The organism is Neptunomonas marina (genome assembly GCF_004005935.1).
Taxonomy (GTDB): domain Bacteria; phylum Pseudomonadota; class Gammaproteobacteria; order Pseudomonadales; family Balneatricaceae; genus Neptunomonas; species Neptunomonas marina.
In genome coordinates this window covers 20,452-39,293 of record NZ_SACQ01000001.1, presented here as the reverse complement: position 1 = coordinate 39,293, position 18,842 = coordinate 20,452, and the positions used below count along the sequence as shown (strand labels likewise).

Below are 18,842 nucleotides of genomic sequence, written 5' to 3'. Positions count from 1 at the left end.
CAAACTGACCCTATAGGCTGGTGCTATGGGATACGCGCCGAAGATCGCTTGCGGTAAACCAACCGCCGATATCGGCCAAAATATAGGACATTTTCATGAGCGAAAGCTTTGCTGAACTATTTGAAGAATCTTTGCAAAACCTAGACATGACACCGGGTAAGCTGGTGACAGGTGAGGTTATCGATATCGACAGCGACTGGGTAACAGTCAACGCTGGCCTGAAATCTGAAGCAGTGATTCCTCGCGCTCAGTTCCTTAACGATGCTGGCGAACTAGAAATCGAAGTTGGCCAAGAAGTTAAAGTTTCTCTAGAAGCAGTAGAAGACGGCTTCGGTGAAACTAAACTGTCTCGCGAAAAAGCGAAACGCGCTGAAGCTTGGGAAGTTCTTCAAGCTAAATTTGACGCAGAAGAAACTGTTAACGGTTTCATCAGCGGCAAAGTTAAAGGTGGCTTCACTGTTAGCATCAACAACATTCAAGGTTTCTTGCCAGGTTCTTTGGTAGACGTTCGCCCTGTTCGCGACATCGACCACCTAGAAGGCAAAGAGCTTGAGTTCAAACTGATCAAGCTAGACCAAAAGCGTAACAACGTTGTTGTTTCTCGTCGTGCTGTTCTTCAAGAAGCTAACAGCGCACAACGTGATGAGATCCTAGCGACTCTGGAAGAAGGCCAAGTAGCTAAAGGTTTCGTTAAGAACCTGACTAACTACGGTGCGTTCATCGACCTAGGCGGCGTTGACGGTCTATTGCACATCACAGATATGGCGTGGAAGCGTATCTCTCACCCAAGCGAAATGCTGAACCCAGGTGACGAGATCTCTGTGAAGATCATCAAGTTCGACAAAGAAACTGGCCGTATTTCTCTGGGTCTGAAGCAGCTTTCAGAAGATCCATGGGAAGCGATCAAGAACCGTTACCCAGCAGGCACTAAGTGCAATGCACGCATCACTAACCTGACAGACTACGGCTGCTTCGCATCTATCGAAGACGGCGTAGAAGGTCTGGTACACGTGTCTGAAATGTCTTGGACTAACAAAAACATCCACCCATCTAAAGTTGTTCAGATCGGTGACGAAGTTGAAGTTATGATCCTAGACGTTGATGAAGAGCGTCGTCGTATCTCCTTGGGTATCAAACAGTGCACAGTTAACCCTTGGGTTGCTTTCGCTGAGCAATACTCTACTGGCGATAAAGTATCTGGTCAGATCAAAACGATCACTGACTTCGGTATCTTCGTTGGTCTGGAAAACGACCTTGACGGTCTGGTTCACATGTCTGACATCAGCTGGGAAGGCGATGCTGAAGCAGCACTACGTCAGTTCAAGAAGAGCGACGAAGTTGAAGCTGTTATCTTGTCTATCGATGCAGAGAAAGAGCGTATCTCTCTGGGCATCAAGCAGCTAGATAGCGATCCATTCGCTGAGTACGTAACAGCTAACGACAAAGGCACAATCGTGAACGGCGTTGTTAAGTCTGTAGACGCTAAAGCAGCGGTTGTTGAGCTTGCAGAAGGCATCGAAGGTACACTGAAAGCGTCTGAAATCAGCGCTGACCGTGTTGACGACGCGACAACTGTCTTCAAAGAAGGCGATGCTGTTGAAGCGAAGATCACTAACGTTGACCGCCGTAACCGCGTAATCAGCCTGTCTATCCGTGCGAAAGACCAGGAAGAAGAGAAAGCGGCTATCGCTGCAGTTCGCAACCAAGAAGTTGAAACTGCCGGCCCAACAACTATCGGTGACCTGATCAAGGCGCAGATGGCTAACCAAAACAACTAATTCTGGTTGTTTTAAAAAGGGCGCTTAATGCGCCCTTTTTTGTGTCTGCACTTTGCAAACCATCCACTCAAAGCAAAAGACTTGAACGCCTGAACGCCACGATTGAGCCACGACTAACAGTGTACAACCTAATATTCACGCATAAAAAAACCGCCCGAAGGCGGCTTTATTCTCTCAGCAGAAAGCCAATATTACGGTTGCTCAATACCCACGATAAACCAGTTTGCGTTCTCTTGCTGCATATCGCGGCTTAGGTGCCAAATCTCGCTAAACTCTGTTGCTTGTGCGTCTTGGCTCTCTTTAATCCAGCCGTAGAAGTGGATGCTGGCAATCACATGATCTTGCTTATCAATAAAGTTAATCAGTTCAGCCATTACCGAAACAACGTCAGTTTTTTGGTCAGCAGGTAGCTTTTCGCGCTCTGCTTTTAAAAGCCCCAACAGCTCCGCATCAGTGTAGGTCTCGATATCGGTCCAATCTTGGCGATCCCATGCATCTTGCAAGTGCACAAAGTGCTGCTTTGCCCCCTCGAGGAAGCTAACTTTATTGAACCACTGCGGCAAAACCAGCTCAGCTTCTTGCAACTGTGTATTCGCAGCAGACATCGGCGTGAAGTGATGCTCTGGCTGTTGTGGTGCTGGCTGCACAGGCTCTGGCGTGCTGCGATATTGGTTACCTGCACCTGCTGCCGCATACTGAGGCCCAGCTTGCGAGCGTTTCCATCTTGCTACCAGCATAAAGACACCAAAAGCTAATAACGCTAACAGCAAGATATCCATAAATTGGATACCTTCAAACGCCCCACCAAAGAACAATGCTGCTAGCAATCCACCAGCGAGCAGACCGCCCAGCATACCACCAAAGCCTTTTTTCTTAGCAGGGGCTGTGGCCGTCTTTTGTGCTGCGTTTTGGCCCGCGGGTGCAGCCGCAGGCTTGACCTTTTTAGGGGCACTAAAGCTCTTGCCAAGTGATGAACCACCACCTAAACGCTTTGCCTCAACTTCGGGTGCAACGCCCATCCCAAACGTTACAACCACCATCATTAAGGACAATACTAACTTTCTCATTGATTACCTCAGTTTGTTTTTCTAATACGCTTCATTACATCTGCTACCACGGCTAAGTAGATACCAGTAAAAATCAGTACCATACCTGCAATATGATAGGTTTGAATCTGCTCTTCAAGAAAAATCGACGCCAGCAGAACGCCAAATATCGGCATTAGGTGAATAAACAAGCCTGCTTTCGCCGCCCCGACTTCTGCCACACCACGATTCCAGAAAAGGTAGGCAAGGATCGATGGGAACACGGCCATGTAAAGAATGGCGAACACGGCGTCTCCATTCCAATGGATAGGCGCGGCTGCCGACATCTCCCACAGAGAAAATGGCAGTAGCGCCAACACGCCCAACACAACGGTTACACCAAAAAACGTAAATCCGTCTAGTTCAGCGGGCTTAAAGCGCAGCATAATCGAGTATACAGCCCAGCACATCACCGCAGCTAAGATCCACGCATCTCCGGTATTTAAGCTCAACTCCAGCAGCTGCGCTAAGTTACCTTGACTAATCAGCGCCAAGACCCCAGCCAGGGAGATCAGCACGCCAACCCACTGCTTCATTTTAACCGGCTCACGAAACACGAGAGCACTTATAATTAAGATAATAATCGGAATGATCGACTGCATGATGGTTGCATTCGTTACGTTGGTGCCCGTCAGGCCGAGATAAACGAGCGTGTTAAAGCTCGCGACACTCAGCACACTGAGTACAACGAGTATCTTCCAGTTCGCCTTGATGGCAGGCCATTGCGTTTTCAAGCGCGGCACTAAAAATGGCAAAATCATGAGCAGCGCGATACTCCAGCGAAACTCAGCCATTGAGATGGGGGGTAATACACCGTTCATCGCTCGCCCAAGAACAAAGTTTCCTGCCCAAAATAGCGGCGTCAAAGCTAAAAACAGATAAGCCATTATGATTCCTTGTTCAGATAGCGTCCTAACCAGCTGCTACTCTCTTTACCAGAAAGCACATACTGCAATACGTTATAATTATTGACTGCCCACTCGACCTGTTTAAATGCAGGCGCAAGCCCACAAAACAGTATCTCGTCTCCCTCGGCAAGCTCTTTAAGCTCACCCGGCAACATTTTAATCTCCCCTTCACGCCTAAACATCAGCGGAAATGCGTCTAACATCTCTTTACGGTTGCGCGGGTCTTTGAGGAGCGCATTAAGCTTTACAACCTCACCATCCTCTAACGCCATCATGATGGCAGGTGTCTCCTCAACGCCGATGACAAAAGACCAGCTATCTAGCTCATCTTCTTTCACGGTATTACTCATTCTGTTCAACAACGTATGCGCCCATACATCGTCTTGCTTTTTCAGCTCTTCGATAAAGCTTGGCAGCATCGGCGTTTTAATCTGCGCGAGAATTTGATTCGCGATGATCCTTCCCGGCGCCATGACAAAATCAGCCCCCGAACGGTCGAAAATTAGCTGGTTTGCGTCCAAGTTCTGGCGCACCACTGTCACCAATTTTTTATTAATTTCGCGGGCCGTTAGGATAATTGAAAGGTTATCTGCATCGTTATCTGTACCGGCAACAATACCCACTGCATCGTTGATTCCCGCCTCGATCAATGTGTTAGCTTCTGTACCGATGCCCCAAATCTGCCCTTCGCTAGCGTTCAGGTTTTTAGGGTTCGCATCAATAATAGTGACCTCAATATCATCCATGCGGAACGCTTGGTGCAAGGCACGACCGAAACGCCCAAAACCACAGATAATCCAGCGCCCACGGGTTTGCTGGTAGGCGCTTGATAAAGGACGATGTGTTGGATTGATCAGCCAATCGTAAACCAGATGTTTATAGGGCGAGCTAACCGCCATGGAAAGGTACGCGGCATAGGCTTTGAATGGATCAACCACAAGGTCGGTCCCGAACGATAGCAAGTTCGACGTTGTCACGTCTGCTTCTGTCCGGCTGATGACCATGCGATTTGGCACCAACAGTTTACTTGCGATCGCTATGGATAGATTCGTGGTGTCGTTGTTGGTCAGTGCGAGCACACCGATACAACTTGGCTGCTGTAAGCCTGCATCATCTAATACATCGGGCAAGGCTGCATCCGCGCAAAGCCCAGGGACACGCAATTGAAGATTGTCCATCTCAAGATCGTCGATACGATCCTGCCGAACATCGACAACAACAACGCGGATATCACGTGTGACTAGCTTACGAGTCACTAAGCGGCCCGTCACTCCATAGCCGCACACCAAGTAAAAGGGTTCGGTGAAGTTGCCAACCTCTCCTGTAAAGGAGCGGCGCCTCAGCAACCTGCCAAATACCGGCTCTTGCAGCAAAGCGAGGGTTGAACCAATCCCGTACAACCAAGCAACGACCGTGGCGTAAATCATTAGCAGCGTCCACATGCGCTGCGCACTGGTAAACTCGTAAGGGATCTCACCAAAGCCGATCGTCGAGCCCATAAAAGAGACAAAATAAACCGCATGAAAGAAATCCATGCGCCATACGTTGCCATCATTGTCTTGGCCAGGGATCAGCACGAATCCCAGTATCGAGATGGCATAAACAACGATCAGCGTGATTAGCGGCACACGCAAGCGCCGCAATAGCAAATAAAGAACGTTGTTCATGGTTAGCGACGAACGATGATTGTCTCAATCACCAGCAGCACCACCGACATAATGTTGGCCAGCAAAGCACCGCCCGAAAGTGACACGATACTCGCCATCATCGCTTGCGTCATACCGCCGCTGATCTGCTCCGCGAAGCCCCACAAAATTGCCGCGATGATCAGCTGTAGATCAGCAACCAAGCTTGTTGCCAGCATCAGCGCGCCTAGGTGAGTACGGTCGCCGAACTTAAGTACCGTACAAATCATGCTGACAACCAGCGCCGCGAATAACTCAAACTCGTTATGATGGGCAGCAACATCAATCTCACCGAGAAAAAAACCAAAATTGAGCGTCAGCGCCAAAACGATAAAAAAAGCAAAAATGACTTTTTCTCGGTTCATAGTGAATCCCTACACACTTTAATAAGATAATGTTGATTGTATCGGTTGTATCATGGTTTAGCCATGGAACAAGAGGAACTCAGCCGCCAAAGTTCAGTCTACAGGCTACACATCCGTATCGATTTTAGTTGTTGTTTATTAAGCTTTTTAAGGGGACGTTATGCAACTTTCACAGGCTCGATCATTTCAGTGCCTACTCGCACTGATCGTGCTTTTCTGCAGTACGATTAGCATAGCTGGCGAGATTATCAAAAGCCCAAATGATAGCCGCGAATACCGCAGCATTACGCTCAAAAACGGGCTACAAGCTCTGCTTATCTCAGATCCACAAGCAGACAAAGCCGCAGCATCGCTCGATGTTGGCGTTGGCTCTAATGCAAACCCAGATGAGCGCTTGGGTTTGGCTCATTTTTTAGAGCACATGCTTTTCTTAGGCACAAAAAAATACCCTGAAGCTGGCGAATATCAGGCGTTTATCCAATCCCATGGCGGCAATCACAACGCTTTCACCGCTAACCACACCACCAATTACTATTTCGATATTGATAGCAGCCACCTCGCCCCGGCGCTTGATCGCTTTTCGCAGTTTTTTATCGCTCCCCTGTTTGAAGAGCAGTACACAGACCGCGAACGTCATGCTGTCCACTCAGAGTACAGCTCGAAGATTCGCGATGATGGCCGCAGAGCTTATGCCGTTACCAAGCAAGTGATGAACCCAGACCACCCAGGTAACCGATTTGCCGTGGGCAGCCTTGAGACACTGAGCAATGAACCCGCCGGTGCACTTCGCGAGGATATGATCGCGTTCTATAACACCCACTACTCAGCGAACCTGATGAAACTAGTGGTTCTTGGCAAAGAGCCACTCGCTGAATTGGAACAGTGGGTAACCCGTTATTTCAGCGCGATCCCTGATCGAGCACTCCCACCCTTCGAGGTTAAAGTACCTGCTTATCGTGCGTCAGACCTTCCGATGGAGGTGCTGATTGAGCCGGTCAAAGACATTCGCCAACTCTCTATGACCTTCCCACTACCACCATCAAAAGCCTCTTGGCCCAACAAGCCGGCGCAACTTATCGCAGGCGTGATTGGCTATGAGGGCGATGGTAGCTTGCTCGCTTACTTAAAAGAGCAAGGTTGGGCAACGGGGCTAGGCGCCTACAGTGATAGCTCATCCGCAGTGGAGACGCTCTTAACAACAAGTATCTCGCTGACTAAAGAGGGACTTCAGCACAGAGATGACGTGGTTGCTGCTTTCTTCTCGTTTATGCGAGCTTTCCAAACAACCGGATTAGCACAGTCGCTCTTCGATGAAGAGCAAACACTCGCGGCGAATGACTTTCGCTTCTTGGCTAAACAAGAGCCTATCCACTACGTGAGCCAACTGTCGCAGCAGATGCGTGACTATCCAGAGCGCCACTGGATTGATGCGCCTTATCGTTTAGAAACGCTTGATCAAACACAGATCTCGCAGCTCTTGAGCGCAATCACTCCGGCTAACATGGTGTTGAAAGTGCAAGCCAAAGGGCTGGAAACAAACCAGACTGAGCCACACTTTAAAGCCCCCTTTGCGAAACAAAAGATCTCAGCTGACCGTATCGCAACATGGCAGGCAGCCGATACACAAACGGCACTCTATGTTCGCCATAACAATCCGTTTGTGCCCAGCGACTTAAATATCGCTGAAATTGGCAGCCAGAAGGTGCCAACAGAGCTTGAAAACACACCGCACGTCGAGTCTTGGTATCTGCCTGATACCACGTTCAAACTACCAAAAGCGGACCTATACTTTACCCTGCTCTCACCTTTTTCCCGCACAGGTGCCAAAGCCTCAGTCGCTATGGATCTGTACGTGGATATGCTTAATGAGCAACTAAACCCGGTACTCTACGATGCAGCGATTGCTGGGCTCTCAGCTAATATCTATGCTCATAGCCGCGGTATTACTGTGCGCGTATCCGGTTACAACGACAAAGTCGGTGTACTTATCGATACCATCGCGGCGGCTATGCGCCACCCAACACTGCCAGCAAAACGCTTTAACGTCGTGAAGCAAAGCTACTTAGATGGATTACAAAACGCAGCGAAAGATAAACCTTTCCAACAGCTGTTCCGAGTAGGCTACGAAACACTGCTGAACAACCCTGCGCTGGCAGAGCTGAATACCGCAGCGCAAGATATCACGCTCAAAGATATCCAAGAGGTTCCCGACGCGCTCTTTGCCACTCCTTTTGTGCGACTCTTTGCGCACGGCAATCTCACAGCAGAACAAACGGAGCAGATTGCCCGAAAGATCGCCGAGACACTGCAACTGGAAAACACCGCTAGCACCCCTTTAGAGATCGCGGTCAAGCGCCTAGACACGCAAGCACTGACGAAAACAGTGCCCGTTGAGCATAACGACACCGCTTTGGCGCTCTACCTGCAAGGCAGCAGCACCGGCATTGCTGAACGAGCTCAAACGGCGCTACTTGCAGAGATTCTCTCAGCACCCTTTTATAGTGAGCTACGCACAGAACAGCAGCTTGGCTACATCGTTTTTGCCTCACCGATGTCGCTACGCGACCTACCAGGGTTGAGTTTTGTAGTGCAGTCACCTACTGCGTCTGCCGAGCTTATCGAAACGCGCATCAACGCCTTCTTAGACCGCCAGAGTGCAGCCTTACGAGCGTTAACTCCTGATGATCTAGAGCGCTTTAAAAACAGTCTTATTTCTCGATTGACCACCGAAGATAAGAACCGAAAGGAGCGTACGAATCGCTTCTGGCAACTGCTCGACAAAGCCAATATCGACTTTGCCGACCGTGACAAGTTAGTTGCCGCGATCAAGCAGCTCGACAATGCCCAACTGATAAAGGCGCTTGAGAGCTTGCAGCAACGCCGCTTAACGCTAAGGACGATGCAGCCGCCAGAATAGCGGCTAATCGTTAGGTAGGAACTGTCTCCGCTGCTGTGATGGCGGCGGAGGCTCACAACTTTCGGGATCCCAGATACATTTCTCTTTCTCGATATCATCGTAGATAGTTTGAAAGATGCGGTCCTCGCCCTTTAAGTCGTTGATCGATAAAACTTTACCCGCTTTAAACTCCTTCACCATCGGCACGGGCGATGGCGCAACCACGGTTGGCGGAGGCAAGTCTGATGGCCGATCTTTGTGCTCTACCTCTACCATGGTTTCACGGTCGAAATCACCGCGCTTCTTGCGATAGTAGGCATTTTTGGCATCTAGCTCGCCCCCCGAAAAGCCATCAGGTTGCGTCACCACATATGGGATAGGTTTATCTACAGCTAGCGCCGCCGTTGCAAGTAGCAACGCTGCACAGCCTATCCCTGTGCGCATCACCACACCTCATCCATGGGATAGATCGACTCAGCATAGATAGCGAGTTCTTCTAAAATCGCGCGCCCACCCTGATCAACTTCAGGGTCTTGATAAAGCTTATTCAACGCTTCATAGAATGGTTTCATAGTGAGCAGTCCACGCTTATCTTCAACGAGCAAACGGTCACGCCGATACTGCTCCCATTGCGCCTGCTCCTCTGAAGAGAGCGTCGCTGGGTAGTTACGCGCGCGGTAGCGGAACAGCATCTCTTCAAGGCGCGGATCCTGAAACGCAAAGCTCATCTCAGCGAGCTCTTCTGGGTGAGCTGCCCGAATCTGATCCATGAACTGCTTGTCATGATCAGAGAAGAAACCACCCGAGTAGAGCATATGATCAGGATCACCATCTTGCGGAGGCGCATCTGCATTCATTATAGCGGCAATCTTCTCGGGTAGCCCTTGAGCCTCGCGTAATATCGCTAGGTGCGCCCGACATACGCCGCCGTCGATCGCGAAGCGCTCTGCCTCTTCGGTGTTAAGCATACCGGCCGGCGCTAGAATGGGGCATTTATTCGCATGTACCTGCTTAAGCGCTATTTTCGGGTCATGCTCAGAGCGCTGCGCTGCTGGCAGATACATCAGCCGACAGATCTCTTCTACCGGGAGTGTTAGTAACGGTTCGGGGTTGTGGCGCAGATCCCACACTAACGTACTGTTTTTATTGGTCGGATGCTGAGCAATTGGCGCAACAACTGCCAAATTTCCTTGCTCAACGGGGTAACGAGATGAGGCGTGTAAGACTGGCTTCATCGTGGTGACATCCAGCATCTTATGCGCGGCGGCTTTGGAGCGGCTTCCTATCACATAGTCGTAAAGCTTGGGTTGTTTCTCACGAATCAGCTTCGCCATGGCGATCGTGGCGTACACATCAGATAACGCATCGTGCGCCTTGCCATGATCGATACCATTGGCCTTGGTCAAATCTTCGAGGCGCAAACTTGGAGTGCCATCTTCATACTCGGGCCAAACGATACCTTCAGGGCGTAAAGCGCGCGTGAGACGCAGCATATCGATGATATCCCAACGCGAGCAGCCGTTTTGCCACTCTCGAGCATAAGGGTCGAAAAAGTTGCGATACAAGGTATACCGCGTCACTTCATCATCAAAACGGATACTGTTATATCCCACACTGCAGGTTTCAGGCTGAGACATCTCTTCGTTGATCAGACGGATAAATTCCGCTTCACACACCCCTTCACGCACAGCCTCTTGTGGCGTAATCCCTGTGATTAGGCACGCTTCGGGGTGGGGTAGAAAGTCATCCGCAGGTTTGCAATACAGCAGAACAGGCTCCCCAATGACATTAAAGTCTTCATCTGTACGAACACCGGCGAACTGCACAGGACGATCCCGCTTAGGATCAGCCCCGAAGGTTTCATAGTCGTGCCAAAAGAAAGTTTTTTCTGGAGCCATCAAATTCTTATCCGTGATCAATGAACAGAAAGAGGAGTATACTGTAAATTGTTATGTTATCAGGCCAAGCAGGGAGTAGGATATATGCTGTCGAACCAATCGATGACTCAGGGATGTCCATGTGACTCAGGCAAACCTTTTGCCTTTTGTTGTAAGCCGTTTATCGAAGGCACTAAGACCCCTACTTCCGCGGAGCAACTGATGCGCAGCCGCTACAGCGCGTTCGTTGTGGGTGCGGTTGACTACTTGATCAACACCACAGCTGAAGAGAAGCGTAAGCTTATCGATCCCAGCATTATCGAAGAGCAAGTAAAGTACACCAACTGGATCGGCTTATCGATCTTACATACCAGTCATGGACAGCCAGACGACAGCACCGGTATCGTGGAGTTCGAAGCCGCGTTTGATACCGGCGAGGAACAACTGGTCCTACACGAGGTTTCTAACTTCATCCATCATGACAACCGCTGGCTTTATGTCGATGGTGAAGTTGAGATCAAACCGCTGATCCAGTAACGGCGTCACTCCCGTAACAACCCCAGCAAAACATTTTCGTACACGAATGCGCCTGTCAAGACGTTTCCTTGCCGCGTGCTGACCGGTAGAATACCGGCTCTTTGTATTTTCAAAGCTGAACTGAACCGTTTTATAACTCAAGAAAGCCTTAGATGTTAGCGAACTTATTCAAACCCAAATGGCAACATACCAACCCTTCGACCCGTGCAAATGCGGCACTTAAGCTTCGTGAAGATAACCCGGAGCAGTTTCGCATTTTGTCGAAGCTTGCCACTTCAGACCCGAGCCAAGAGGTTCGGGAGGCAGCGCTTTCACAGATCGAACAGTTCGACCATCTGATTGAGCTTCTTAATCACGACACTCAAGACAGTATTCACTTTGAAAACAAAATCGCTCAGCAACTGAATGAGTCAAGCAGCCCTGAGTCATTGATCGAACGGTTGCGCGCAACCACCAGTGAAGAAAATGCGATGCGTATTGTTGCCAATAGCGCACATGCAACGCTATTAGGCACATTGGTTGGCCAAATTCAGTCCGAACAACAATTAGCCGCATTAGCAACATCCAGCGCACCAATCGCAATTCGTAAGCATGCCGCGCAAAAAATTCAATCGACGACGGTCATTGAGTCGCTTCTCAAAGATACCCGTCAGAGCGATAAAGCGATCTACAGAATCATCAAGGATAAGCTAGCCGCGGCAAAAGAGGCCGAAAGGCACGCAACAGAGCAAACAGAGAAAGCCCAGCACATCGCCGAGCAGATGCATACGGTGGCACATGGGGAGTGGTTCCCACTCTTTGGTGCGACCTGTGAAAACCTCTCAAACGAGTGGCAAGATATCGCGGCAGAATATTGCAGCGCAAGCACAGATCTGTACGAGGCAGCCGAGTCACTGGCTCAGCAACGTATAGAAGAGCACCAAGCGGCACAATTAGCCGAGCAACGCGAACGCCAAGACAAAGAAGCGGCAACGAAGCAGGCGGAGCAGCTTATTGGTGATATTCAGGCACTACTATCAGCGTGTGATCCGCAGCAACTACTAAATCATGCAAACCTACGCTCCGAGCTCAATGAACAGCTAAATAATATCGAAGCCCGCTGGGCCGATGCGCAACTATCGGGCAAAACACAACTGCACAAAGCCTTTAACCAAGAGTTAGAGGATGCTCGTCAAGAACTTGCCAAACTAGCTGAATGCAACGAGAAGCACGAGCAACTGCGCGCCTTCTTGGCACAGACTCAAACACCCGAGTTCCAGGAGCAAAGCGAACAGGAGCGCTTACGACAAGCGAAAAAAGCACTCGCCTCCGCTGCATGGCCAAACAGCCTGCCTGCGCCTAATGAAGTGGAACAGCTCAATACGCTGATCACTGAGCTACAACGCTCGCGTGAGGCATTAGCGAAAAGTAAGGCAGCGGTTACCAAAGAGATCAACAGTAAACTCACTGCTTTTGAAAAAGCGATTGAGACTGGTGAGATAAAAACCGCTAACAAGCTTTCACGTTCTGCCCAAGAGATGTTAAGCAAGTTGAATGGCGATGCAGATGCACATTTGCACCAACGCTATCGCGGCTTACAAGGGCAACTCCAAGAACTAAAGGACTGGCAAGGCTTTGCAGTAACACCAAAAAAAGAGCAGCTATGCGCTGAGATGGAAGCACTTGCCCAGCAAGACTTACCCCCTCAGCAAAAAGCGAAGCAGATCAAGAAACTACAGCAACAGTGGCGCGTTTTAGACGCCACAGACCCAGTGCACTCCCAAGCGATTTGGAAGCGCTTCAAAGCAGCCGCAGATCTTGCGTATGCGCCGTGCGAAGAGCACTTCGCCAACCAAGGCAAAGTCAGGGCATACAACCTAGCGCAACGCCAAACGATTTTTGACCAAGTTACCACTTACCTCGAAGCGACCGACTGGCAGAATACGGACTGGCGCAATGTAGAAAAAGTTGTGCAGACTGCAAAAGAGGAGTGGCGGCGCTTCATTCCCGTGGATAGAAACCCTGGGCAGAAACTCCAAGATGCGTTCAATGTTCTACTCGCGCCTGTTGAGGCTCATCTTAAGTCAATCAAAGAAGAGGCCAAGCAACGTAAGCTCGAGCTCATTGAGCAAGCTGCAGCCCTCACCACTTACGATGACGTTTCAGCTGCTGCTCAAGAGGCAAAAGCGCTACAACAACATTGGAAAGAGGCTGGCCCAACCTTCCATAGCCAAGAGCGCAAGCTATGGAGAGCATTTCGTGATCATTGCGATGTGATTTTTGCCCGCTTACAGGATTCCCTGCCATCGGTAGCGGAGCAGCAGTCAGCTAAAAGCGCCATTCAAAATACACTAGCAAGCCTTGAAGCCAGCTTAGAGAAGCCACGCCACTTGGAGCTAGTGTTGGCTGAAGCAAATAATTTACTTAGCACGCTAATCGACGAAGAAAACATAACCCCCAAAGATCAGCAGCGCTTAGCGCGAGCCATCAACCAGTTGGATAACGAACGGGACCGACTAGCGCGCGCATTTGCGCAAAACAATGATCATCGTGTGCTAGCAGCGCCCCTTGATGAGGCCGAAGAAGCCGTTCTTAGTGATAACCCAGTCGACCTACAAGCGATCCCTGAAGAGCTTGGTTCCATTGAACCAATGAACTTACGCCGTGAGAAGCTGCTTGCGATCATCGATAACCGTGCACTACTGGAAGATGAACTCACGCAAACAGGTGTTCAAGCACGTGAACTATGTATCCGCCTCGAAATACTTTTGAATGAACCTTCACCTGAGAGCGACGAAGCACTGCGTATGGAGTATCAAATGCAACGCCTCCAACAAGCGCTAGAAAGGCAGAGCCGCTCAACAGATTTAACGGATTTAGTCGCACTCGAAGCCGAATGGCTGGCGCTTCCTTTCAAGGGGGCATACCCAGAATATCAAGTACGCTTTGAAGGCCTGTTTAGCAGTTTACTCAACTGATTTCTTGGATTCAGGCATAAAAAAACCGCACAAACGTGCGGTTTTTTTGAATCGACGTGCTTAGTGCATGTGTAGACCGCCGTTAATCGACATATCTGCACCCGTGATATAGCCGGACTCTTCCTCAGCAAGGAAAGTGACAATGCGGCCGATCTCTTCTGGCGTACCAAAACGACCAACAGGGATAGTTGAGCAGATCTTTTGCTGAACTTCTTCTGCAATTTTAGCCACCATTGGCGTCATCACATAACCCGGTGATACTGTATTGACCGTGACGCCTTTCGCTGCCACCTCTTGCGCAAGCGCTTTGGTGAAACCATGGATGCCCGCTTTTGCAGCCGAGTAGTTACACTGACCAAATTGGCCCTTTTGAGCATTAACGGAGGAGATGTTGATGATGCGGCCGAAACCTTTTTCGATCATTGGATTGATCACCAGTCGCGTCATATGGAACATGGAATCAAGGTTGGCTGTTAGTACCTCGTCCCACTGCTCCCAGCTCATCTTCTTGAACTGACCATCACGAGTGATACCGGCATTGTTAATCAGTACATCGACTGAACCGCCTGTTATCTCCTCAACCGCTTTGATGCACGCTTCACAAGACGCTGTATCAGTAACGTCTCCGTAAGCGACATGAATGTCATAGCCATCTTCTTTTTGCTGTGCTTGCCACGCTTTCGCTTTTTCGTGGTTGCCTCCGCTGTTATAACCTGCCACAACGGTAAATCCTTTATCCACCAAGCTACGGCAAATTGCTGCACCCAATCCGCCCGTTCCGCCGGTTACAAGAGCAACTTTTTTACTCATGTTCACATCCCCTATTTCATTCTCTTTTTGATTTTATTAGACACACTTTATATTTATTTTTAATGCCTATTCATCCGATCATAGACCCAAGGTCACTATTTAAAATATGACTTTGGTTGCAGGTGAATAAGATAACAAAAGAGTATGAAAGTTCTGTGATAATAAAAACCACAAACAGACTATTGATTTACAACAGCTTTTCTTTTTAGCAAACGAGAAACTCTAAAGTAAGCGATCACTGCGGTCAGAGCATTAGCTACGACGAAGGAACTAAACATAGCCTCTAACCCCGCAAAGTAATTTGCTATCCAAGCCAGTGGGATGAAAAACACAAACAAACGAATCACACTTATTCTCATGGCTTGCATCGGTTGGTGAAGCGCATTTAACGTTGAAGCGCTGAGAAAAATCACCGCCTGCATCCCAAAACCTAACGGTACGACCGAGATCCAAAGTGACAGAGGCTCCTCTACTGCTGACGAGTCAGCAAAAGCACCGGCAATAACGTCCTGCAAAAGAAACAACACAACGAATACAATTAACTGCCACCCCAGTGCAAATTTGATGGCGCCTTTATAAGCAGCCTCAACCCGTGCGATTTGATTGGCTCCAAAGTTCTGGCTCACAAAGGGCGGTAATGTCATCGAAAGTGCTAAACAAGCCAGCAGAGACAGCGATTCCAAGCGATTCCCGACCCCAAATGCAGCCACGGCTTCAGCACCATGCTGAGCGACCAGTGCTGTTAATACGCCCCCGGCTATCGGCGTTAGCATATTAGAAACAGCGGCTGGGATACCGATTTTCATCACCTGCACCCAGTGGGACAAAATACGTTTCAACTGCGGAGGCTGAACCACCAGCAGCTGGTATTTATGAAATAGGATATAAACCACATAGACAAAAACGCCCATCCAAGCGGTGACGCTCGCAAGCGCAGCACCTTGAATACCCATACCCGGAACAGGGCCCCAGCCAAAAATAAACAGAGGATCTAAAATCAAGTTCGCAGCAGAAGAGACCGCCATAACCAGTGCAGGAGTTTTTGTATCACCTTTGGCACGTAAAGAGCTGTTGGCAACCATATTGGATACCACAAAGGCCGCACCAAACCACCACATATCCATATAGTCTAAGATAAATGGCATTTGCGCTTCGCTAGCCCCTAATAGGTTAAACAGCGGCACCATAAAGAAACGGGCAACGACACTGATGAACACCACCAGTAAAAACGTCATCATTAGATTGTCGGTGGCCAACTTTGCAGCTTGGCTCGTTTTACCGCCGCCGATTAACTTAGCTAACGTCGCTGATGTCCCGATACCAAAACCGATGGCCAAACTAATCACGGCAAAAGTCACGGGGAAGGTAAACGCAAGCGATGCCATCTCGCGCGTGCCAAGCTGGGAAACAAAGTAGACATCAGCAAGATTGAAGAGCATCAGGCTAACAATCCCCATCATCATGGGAAGCGTCATACGGACAAGCGTGGGCCGGATAGCCCCGCGGATAAGATCAAGATCAGCCATAAATACTCAAAGCGATTAAAAGAAACCTATGCTAACGGGAGAACACGTAAAGAAAAACCGCCATAATAAGAAGTCTTTGTTCCCAACGCGACTATAAACCCGATGAACTTGGTTTTACTCAACGAAAACGACTTCACCTCTACTGATAGAGTGACTTTAACGGATCGCCGTTTCCATCATATTAAAAACGTTCACAAAGTGTCCCTAGGCGACACCTTACGGGTGGGCTTACTCGATGGATTTTTAGGTGAAGCTGTTGTCGAAGCGATCAGCGAGCACGAGGTACTCCTGCGCGTTAACCTGACAGAACCACCCGTACCGGCTCTACCAGCGACACTTATTCTGGCGCTGCCACGGCCCAAAATGCTGAAAAGAATCTTGGAAACTGTCGCAGCTATGGGTGTTAAAGAGATCTATCTCATCAATAGTTATCGGGTAGATAAAAGTTACTGGTCGACGCCTTGGTTAAAGCCTGAAAAGGTCGATGAGCTATTTCGCTTAGGGCTGGAGCAAAGCGGAGACACAAGGCTGCCTAAGCTACACTTGCGTAAGCGCTTTAAACCCTTCGTCGAGGACGAGCTACCCGCCATTGCAGCAGATACACGCGCACTGATTGCGCACCCCTACAATGCATCCGCCTGCCCTGCTGCGACGGACGAACCCACCACCCTAGCTATAGGGCCCGAGGGCGGTTTTATAGCCTATGAAGTTGAGAAATTAGAGGCCATAGGATTCACAGCATTTCATTTAGGCCGACGCATTCTGCGGGTAGAAACAGCGATTCCAGCAACGCTCTCGCGCCTATTCCCAGCGTATTAGTACGGCTTTATATCATTAAAAACTAATAGCTAATGATAATAGTTATTAATTGTGTTACTCATTTGCCTATGATAGCGTTAACCCAAATTAACAGGCACCCACGGAACGGCGCTCCAAACGGTGCTGACAGCCTAAGTTTTGACTGATAATTAAAGGGTTTTATTGTGAAACGTACACGTCTTGGATTGGCAATTGCTTTAGTATCCTCCTCGCTCTCTATGCCTGCTTTAGCACACAGTGACGCGTCCTATTCTGGATTCCCGATCACAGTAAAAGACTACAAAGGAGATAAGAAAAGCTCCGTCGCATACAGCGGCCAAATTGCTCGTCACGCGCTCCATGACTCTCTGAAAAAACTATCAGCACGTGGTAACGGTATGCCAAATGCCGAGCTAAAAGCACAAATGATGGCTTACTACGCAGGTAAGGATGCAGGCCGCAAGATTATTGCTCCAGCAACCAAAGGCGACTTTGTGGTTAAGCAAAGCACGGTTGATGAGCTATCCAAAGGCAAAAACCTTAAAGGTAAAACCTACGGTGGTGCCGTGTCTGCGTGGCCAGGCAACATGACGGGCAGCGAAGTGATCGAGTTCTGGATCGATAAAGCCTCTGCAGCAAACAAAGGTTTTGATCCGCTAACAGGCCTTGACTACACACAGCTGATCTCCAAATTCTTGATGGGTGCCGTTTTCTACAACCAAGCAGTCGATAACTACTTAGACGAGAAGCTAGACGCTGGCACCAAGCCCAATGGTAAGCCATACAAAGATGGCACACCTTACACCGGCAAAGAGCACGTATGGGATGAAGCCTTCGGCTACTTCGGCGTGCCAGCTCACGCACTGTCATTGGATGCAAAAACCGTCTACAGCATCGCTAAGCAAAAGCCAGAGAGCGTTAAGTCAGCTGATGCAAATGGCGACAAGATGATCGACCTCAAGTCTGAGATGGTGTTCGCGCACGGTTACTACGCAGCCGGCGCTGATAAATCTGGCAACAGCAACTACATGCACACCATCACCGAAGCATTCATCGACGGCCGCCAACTGATCACTAAAGCTAACGGCAAAAATCTGACTGACCAGCAGCGTGAAGAGCTAAAAGCCTACGCTGATGTGATCCGCACAAACTGGGAAAAGGTTATCGCTGAAGCGGCATTCAAATATGCAGGCTCCGTCTACAAAGATGCGCTGGCGTTGCAAGACGCAGTTGATAACAACGGCGATCTACAGAAAACATTCCGCACATACGCGAAGCACTGGGGCGAGCTAAAAGGTTTCGCGATGGCGCTGCAAGTCAGCGGCAAAGATCTCGGCGTTACTGCTGTTAAGCTGAATCGCTTAATCGGCGCTAGCCCCGTTCTTTTGGGGAATACTCAAGTTTCCGGTATCGATAACGATGGTAACTATATCCAGTCACCGTCTGTTTCGTTGGAAGAGTACGCACTGAACATGATTGAAGTGCAAAAGCTACTGAACGATACATTTGGCTTGCAGGCAAAAGCGAACGATCAGCTGGATAAACTATCCAAACTGGCCGAAAAGCTTAGCAACACTAGCAGCGCAGAGAACGACTAGTATTCGTCAAGCGGGTGGCGGA

Annotated in this window: 14 protein-coding genes; 6 read left to right on the top strand and 8 right to left on the bottom strand. The window is 49.3% G+C overall.

Going from position 1 to position 18,842, the window contains the following annotated elements; translation table 11 throughout:
- The first annotated feature begins 95 nt into the window (after positions 1-95).
- Positions 96-1,778: a 30S ribosomal protein S1 gene (gene rpsA, locus EOE65_RS00165; RefSeq protein ID WP_127692276.1), complete on the top strand. Its 1,683-nt coding sequence runs from the start codon at positions 96-98 to the stop codon at positions 1,776-1,778.
- A 191-nt stretch (positions 1,779-1,969) separates the two neighbouring features.
- Here the strand turns inward: rpsA and EOE65_RS00160 are convergent, their stop codons facing one another.
- From EOE65_RS00160 to EOE65_RS00145, 4 genes are read right to left on the bottom strand one after another with little or no spacing between them, the layout of a single operon-like run.
- A complete protein-coding gene (locus tag EOE65_RS00160) occupies positions 1,970-2,845 on the bottom strand; it encodes a Tim44 domain-containing protein (protein WP_127692275.1) in 876 nt (291 codons plus the stop codon).
- 8 nt (positions 2,846-2,853) lie between these two features.
- A complete protein-coding gene (locus EOE65_RS00155; RefSeq protein ID WP_127692274.1) occupies positions 2,854-3,750 on the bottom strand; it encodes a DMT family transporter in 897 nt (298 codons plus the stop codon).
- Entirely contained in the window at positions 3,750-5,438 is a 1,689-nt protein-coding gene (locus tag EOE65_RS00150; RefSeq protein ID WP_127692273.1) for an NAD-binding protein, read from the bottom strand. Before EOE65_RS00150 ends, EOE65_RS00155 begins: the two co-directional genes overlap by 1 nt.
- A 2-nt stretch (positions 5,439-5,440) precedes the next feature.
- Positions 5,441-5,821, bottom strand: a complete 381-nt coding sequence (locus tag EOE65_RS00145) for a DUF6394 family protein (protein WP_127692272.1) — start codon at positions 5,819-5,821, stop codon at positions 5,441-5,443.
- A gap of 160 nt (positions 5,822-5,981) precedes the next feature.
- Here EOE65_RS00145 and EOE65_RS00140 point away from each other — a divergent pair, with 160 nt between their 5' ends.
- The gene (locus EOE65_RS00140) at positions 5,982-8,738 is read left to right on the top strand and encodes an insulinase family protein (protein ID WP_127692271.1); all 2,757 of its coding nucleotides are present in this window, start codon (positions 5,982-5,984) and stop codon (positions 8,736-8,738) included.
- Positions 8,739-8,741: 3 nt separating this feature from the next.
- On the opposite strand, the gene EOE65_RS00135 is transcribed toward EOE65_RS00140, so the two are convergent.
- A complete protein-coding gene (locus tag EOE65_RS00135; RefSeq protein WP_127692270.1) occupies positions 8,742-9,161 on the bottom strand; it encodes a hypothetical protein in 420 nt (139 codons plus the stop codon).
- On the bottom strand, positions 9,161-10,615 hold the full coding sequence (gene sbcB, locus EOE65_RS00130; RefSeq protein ID WP_127692269.1) for an exodeoxyribonuclease I: 1,455 nt from the start codon (positions 10,613-10,615) through the stop codon (positions 9,161-9,163). Before sbcB ends, EOE65_RS00135 begins: the two co-directional genes overlap by 1 nt.
- Positions 10,616-10,699: 84 nt before the next feature.
- On the opposite strand from sbcB, the gene EOE65_RS00125 reads away from it, so the two are divergent.
- A complete protein-coding gene (locus EOE65_RS00125; RefSeq protein ID WP_127692268.1) occupies positions 10,700-11,131 on the top strand; it encodes a YchJ family protein in 432 nt (143 codons plus the stop codon).
- A 152-nt stretch (positions 11,132-11,283) separates the two neighbouring features.
- Entirely contained in the window at positions 11,284-14,088 is a 2,805-nt protein-coding gene (locus tag EOE65_RS00120) for a DUF349 domain-containing protein (RefSeq protein ID WP_127692267.1), read from the top strand.
- Positions 14,089-14,148: 60 nt separating this feature from the next.
- Here the strand turns inward: EOE65_RS00120 and phbB are convergent, their stop codons facing one another.
- Entirely contained in the window at positions 14,149-14,898 is a 750-nt protein-coding gene (gene phbB / locus EOE65_RS00115) for an acetoacetyl-CoA reductase (protein ID WP_127692266.1), read from the bottom strand.
- Between the two features lie 179 nt (positions 14,899-15,077).
- Positions 15,078-16,424 (bottom strand): MATE family efflux transporter, encoded by a 1,347-nt coding sequence (locus tag EOE65_RS00110; RefSeq protein ID WP_127692265.1) that lies wholly within the window; start codon positions 16,422-16,424, stop codon positions 15,078-15,080.
- Positions 16,425-16,526: 102 nt separating this feature from the next.
- On the opposite strand from EOE65_RS00110, the gene EOE65_RS00105 reads away from it, so the two are divergent.
- Complete coding sequence (locus EOE65_RS00105; protein ID WP_127692264.1) at positions 16,527-17,243, top strand: 16S rRNA (uracil(1498)-N(3))-methyltransferase; 717 nt, start codon at positions 16,527-16,529, stop codon at positions 17,241-17,243.
- Between the two features lie 164 nt (positions 17,244-17,407).
- The gene (locus EOE65_RS00100; protein WP_240656884.1) at positions 17,408-18,820 is read left to right on the top strand and encodes a DUF4856 domain-containing protein; all 1,413 of its coding nucleotides are present in this window, start codon (positions 17,408-17,410) and stop codon (positions 18,818-18,820) included.
- Positions 18,821-18,842: the final 22 nt, after the last annotated feature.